The sequence below is a fragment of the Methylophaga sp. UBA1464 genome (genome assembly GCF_002325665.1).
Lineage (GTDB): Bacteria > Pseudomonadota > Gammaproteobacteria > Nitrosococcales > Methylophagaceae > Methylophaga.
This window is the reverse complement of sequence record NZ_DCSO01000075.1, coordinates 3,090-4,742: the sequence shown is the minus strand read 5'-3', so window position 1 is coordinate 4,742 and position 1,653 is coordinate 3,090. Positions and strand designations below refer to the sequence as shown.

Genomic DNA, 1,653 nt, shown 5'->3' with positions numbered 1-1,653 from the left:
ACCGAGTATAAAAAGGATTTTGTTGTTCCCGTGGCTTTCCCGCCGGAAAAACTCAATAATCTGCTGGGGGAGTGCATTGCTAATGTTGGCTTAAAACAGTTACGTATAGCCGAAACCGAAAAGTATGCGCATGTCACTTTCTTTTTCAACGGTGGGCGAGATGCTCCCTACGAGGGAGAAGACAGAATTCTGGTGCCATCTCCTAAAGTTGATACCTATGATAAACAACCTGAAATGAATGCCGCTGAAGTTGCTGAAAAATTAGTCAAAGCCATTCATAGCAATCAATATGATGTCATTATCTGTAACTTTGCTAATGCCGACATGGTAGGCCATACCGGTAATTTTGATGCCGCCGTCAAAGCCATTGAAGCCCTGGATAACTGTCTTGGCAAAATCTGGTCGGCTTTAAAAGAAAGTGGTGGTGAGATGCTGGTGACTGCAGATCACGGCAATGCAGAAAAAATGCTTGATGATGAAAAAGGACAAGCTCACACAGCTCATACCAGCAATCTTGTACCGTTTATTTACGCTGGTCGTCCAGCCATTTGTGCGGAGCAGGGAGGCTTGTCTGACATTGCGCCAACCATGTTAAACCTTATGGGCCTGACCATTCCGGCCGAAATGAATACTCACCTGCTGGTAAAATTACTCTGAACATACGCACCATGACACGATATTTAATTCTGCTGTTTTGGCTGGTTCAGCCGTTAACGTTGACGGCTGAACCTTCATCGGCTAAAAAGCTGGAAGCGGTACGGGGCGAAATCTCTGAGTTGGATAAAACCCTTAATCTCAATAAAAAAACCCAGGCCGAGCTGCAACAGCAATTAAAGAAACAAAGTCTTAAGGTTTCAGAAATCAACCGTGAGTTAAACCAGATAAAACAGTCAATCGCTGTCAAAGATGACGAATTACTCAATCTGCAGCAACAGCAGGGACTTAACCAGCAGCAACAGGAAAAACAACTGGCAGCGCTGAATGAACAGATTCGCTCAGCCTTTATGAATGCTCAACCAAGCTACCTGAAGATATTATTGTCAGAACAATCACCAGAACATGTCAGTCGCAGTAATACGTATTACCGTTATTTTCATACCGCTCGTCAGGAGCAGATTGACGCCCTGCAAGCCACATTACAGAATTTAACTGAACAGGAAAAAGCCATTTATGCTGTTAAAAAAAATCTTGGCGAACTTGAACAGCAACAACTGTCGCAACAGGAAGCTTTAAAACAACAAACCGCTGAACGGGAAAGAACGCTTGCGGCACTGAATAAGAAAATCTCCGGGCAAGATGCTCAACTCTCAGCATTAAAAGAAGAAGAAAAAAATTTACAGTCTTTATTAGACACTCTTGCCAAAAAGGCGGCCAAAAGGCCTCCACCTGCAGCGCCAGTGAAACCAAGTGAACGTTTCTCGAGTCTGAGTGGAAAGTTACAGTGGCCTTTGACGGGGAAAATTCTGGCGAGCTATGGTAGTCAACGTAATCTTGATAAACTCAGTTGGAAGGGCATACTGATAGCTTCTGAGAAAGGTTCATCAGTAAAGGCCAGCGCGGATGGAAGAGTCGTGTTTGCCGACTGGATGAAAGGCTTTGGCTTGTTAATCATTATCGACCATGGCGAACAATTCATGACACTTTATGGCAACA

At 44.1% G+C, this 1,653-nt stretch carries 2 protein-coding genes; both read left to right on the top strand.

Annotated features, from left to right (window positions below):
* Nucleotides 1–657: alkaline phosphatase family protein (locus B3O33_RS08970; protein ID WP_292363459.1), on the top strand; the 657-nt coding region annotated here is incomplete at its 5' end.
* A gap of 11 nt (nucleotides 658–668) precedes the next feature.
* Nucleotides 669–1,653 (top strand): murein hydrolase activator EnvC family protein (locus tag B3O33_RS08965; RefSeq protein WP_292363458.1); only part of this gene is annotated, 985 nt, incomplete at its 3' end.